Below are 3,586 nucleotides of genomic sequence, written 5' to 3' on the forward strand. Positions count from 1 at the left end.
ACCACCCACACCCAACACACCCGACTTCACCGCAGACAACGCGGGCGTGCGCGGGATGACGACGGTCGCGCCGTCGAGGGCGTCGACGGTGTCGCCCGCGGGCGTCGAGGCGGAGACATCCACCGAGTTCGACACGGCCCCGGCGTCGATGTCGGTCTGGGTGAGCGCGTAGGTGGCGGTTCCGCGGGCCTCGGAGCCGACGGGCAGCACGCCCTCGGCGCCCGGGGCATCGCTCGGCCAGGTGATGTCGATCGCGCTCATCCCGGGGAGGGCGTCGGAGAGCTCGACAGTGCTGAGGGTCTGGTTCCCGATGTTGGCGATGCGGAAGCCGAACTGCACGAGTTCGCCGACCTCACCGGTCGACCCGGCGGTGAGCGCGCCGGTCTTCTCGACGGCGATCGCGGGGTCTCGATCGACCGTCGGTGTGCGCACCGCGTCCGAGGGGTCGGCGACCGCGGCTCCGGACGGCGAGACCCCGGCAGCGGTCGCCTGATTGACGATCTCGCCGGCATCCACGTCGGCCTGAACGATCGCGTAGCTCGCCGTCGCGGTCGCGACCTCGCCCGGAGCGAGGACGCCCGGCACGTCCGGCCAGCGCAGCGCCGGTACGGAGAGTCCGGGAAGCGGATCGGTCAGCGTGATGCCGGAGACGGTCACGTTGCCGGTGTTCTCGATCGTGAAGGCGTAGTCCACGATGTCGCCGACTGATCCATCACCGCGCAGGGTGGCCGTCTTGCCCGTCAGCAGGGCGGGAGCGGCGGGCGCGACAGTCGTGTTCGTGGCGGGGGTGCTCGACGTGATGGTGTCGCCGACCGGGGGCTTGCCGCTCGCGGTCGCGATGTTCGTGACCGAGCCGCGGTCGACGTCCGCCTGCGTGATCGTGTAGTCGGCCGTCGCCTCGACTGTGTCCCCGGGGAGCAGCACTCCCGGCTCCCCCGGCCAGTCGAACGAGGGTGCGCTGACACCCGCGAGTGCATCGACGAGGTCGACGAGCGTGAGCGTGACGTTTCCGGTGTTCGTTATGCCGAACGCGTAGTCGATCGTGTCTCCCACGTCGCCGGCGCCGACGACCGTGCCCGCCTTGGTCGCGGCCAGACCCGGACGAGCGGCGATCTCGACCGAGGCCGTGGCGGAGCCGGCGACGTCGGCACCGCGAGGCGGGCTCGCCGCTCCGTCGACGACGCTGGCGACCGTACCGCGGTCCACGTCGGCTTGCGTCAGCTCGTAGGTCGACGTGGCCGTCACCGTCTGGCCGGGAAGCAGTACGCCGGGTCGTGCCGGATCCGGCCACGCGTACAGCGGAGCCGTGGAGGCCGCCAGCCGGTCCGTCAGCGAGACGCCGCTCAGCGTCACGTTGCTGGTGTTCTGGAGCGAGTACGTCCAGGTCACGACGTCGCCGGCGACGCCGGTCGCGGCCGGGTCCAGTGCGGCGTTCTTCGTGACGACGATCGACGCCTGGATGCCCTGCGTGTCGACGGTCTCGATTCCCGCGGGACTCGTGACGGGTCCGCCTCGGGAGCTGCCGCTCGCGGTGGCGGCGTTCGCGATCGACCCCGCGTCGACGTCGGTCTGGGTGATGGTGTAGTCGGCTACGGCCGTGGCCGTCTGCCCGGGAGCGAGCACCTCCGGGGTGCCCGGCCAGCTGATCTCGGGTGCACTGAGGCCGGGCATCGGATCGTCGAGCGTGATGGCGCTGACCGTGACGTTGCCCGAGTTGGTGATGCGGAACGTGTAGTCGACCGTTCCGCCCACACCGCCGTCGCCGTCGACCACCCCGTCCTTCACCACGGTGAGCGCGGCAGCGGGCTGGACGGTGTTGATGATGACGGGATTCGAGTCCGCGACGACGACCGTTCCCTGCTCGGTCACTGCTTCGACGCCGGCGACGTTGCGCACGAAGCCGCGATCGATGTCGGCCTGCGTGAGCGTGTACCTCGCGGTGCCGACGACCGTGTCGCCCACGAGCAGCTCGCCCTCGGGGCCGGGCCAGTTGATCTCCGGCAGCGAGAGCCCCGCGAGTCGGTCGATCAGGCGACCTTCCTGCACGGTCACGTTTCCGGTGTTGGTCACGACGAGCTGGTACTCGATGACGTCACCGACCGCTCCGATGCCGGGTTCGAGGATGCGACCGCTCTTGACGGTGGTGAGTTCGGCGTCCTCGATGATCGGGACGGTGGCGGATGCGGTGCGCTCGAGGGTCGACTCGTCAGGCGCCGTGGCGGCCAGCGTGGCGATGTTGTCGACGCGTCCGCGGTCGACGTCCGCCTGGGTCAGTTCGTAGTCGGCGGTCGCGCTGGCGGATGCGCCCGGTGCGAGCTCTCCGGCCGCGGCCGGCCAGTCGACCTCGATCGCAGAGAGCCCGTCGAGCGGGTCCGTGAGTCGCACGTCGCGCAGCGTCACGTTGCCCGAGTTGACGACGTCGAACGTGTACCGGACCGTGTCGCCGACACGACCGGTCGCGCCCGGGGCGAGGACACCGGTCTTGCTCACGGTGGCGTCGGGCACTGCCGCCACGGTGAGGACCAGCACACGATCGGAGGCGTCGGACGCCACGGTGCCCGAGGGGTCGGTTCCGGAACCGGTGGCGATGTTCGCGACACCGCCGCTGTCGACATCGGCCTGCGTGATGACGTAGCGCGCTGTTCCGACGAGCGTCTCATCCGGCGCGAGCACGCCCTCGGCGCCGGGCCACACCACCGCGATGTCGGAGAGGTCTTCGAGCTCGTCGACGATGCCGACGTCGTCGAGCGTCACGTTGCCGGCGTTGCGAACGCGGACCGTGTACTCGATCACGTCGCCGACCGCGCCCGTTCCACCCGCGGCGAGGACGGCAGTCTTCGTCGTCTCCACCGCCGGCGAAGCGGCGTCGAGCAGGGTGACCACCTCGGGCGACGACGCGGTCACCGAGCCTCCACCCGGCGCGGTCGCATTGACCGTCGCCGTGTTCGACACCGAACCCGCATCGACGTCGGCCTGGGTGATCAGGTACGTCGCTGTCGCCGTGGCGACCTCCCCGGGAGCGAGCACCCGGTCGACGTTCGGCCAGCTGATCACCGGGATGCTGAGACCGGGCAGCGAATCCGCGAGGACGACGCCCGAGAGGGTCACGTTGCCGCGGTTCTCGATCGTGAAGGAGTAGTCGATCGTGTCGCCCGCGCCTCCGCCGGTCGGTATGTCGTCCTTCGTGACGACGAGGGCGGGGTCGGCGACGAGCGGAACCGTGCCCGGTGCGGATGCCGAGACGGGGGCGCCGCCGTTGGGTGGGGTGCCGGTCCCGGTGACGAGGCTCGTCACGCCGCCCGCGTCGACGTCGGCCTGGGTGAGCGTGTACGTCGCGGTCGCCGTGACCGACTCGCGCGGGCGGAGGACCCCGACCGGGGTCGTCCAGACGTAGGTCGGTGCGCTGGCGCCGGCGAGGGCGTCGGCGAGGGCGACGCCGCTGAGGGTGACGTTGCCGTCGTTGGTCAGCACGTACGTCCACGTCACGACGTCACCGGCTCGCCCGGTGGCGCCGTCGGCAAGGCGCCCGCCGTTGACGACCGAGAGGCGAGGTGCGGCGGGCTGGGTGGGGACGATGCTCTCGGGC

At 71.2% G+C, this 3,586-nt stretch carries 1 protein-coding gene; it reads right to left on the reverse strand.

Annotated features, from left to right (window positions below; genetic code table 11):
• The coding region (locus AUC47_RS09755; protein ID WP_143740719.1) for a DUF7507 domain-containing protein at positions 1-3,586 on the reverse strand (3,586 nt) is incomplete at both ends.

Origin of the sequence: Microbacterium sp. SZ1 (assembly GCF_002362255.1) — a bacterium.
In the GTDB taxonomy this organism is placed as follows: domain Bacteria; phylum Actinomycetota; class Actinomycetes; order Actinomycetales; family Microbacteriaceae; genus Microbacterium.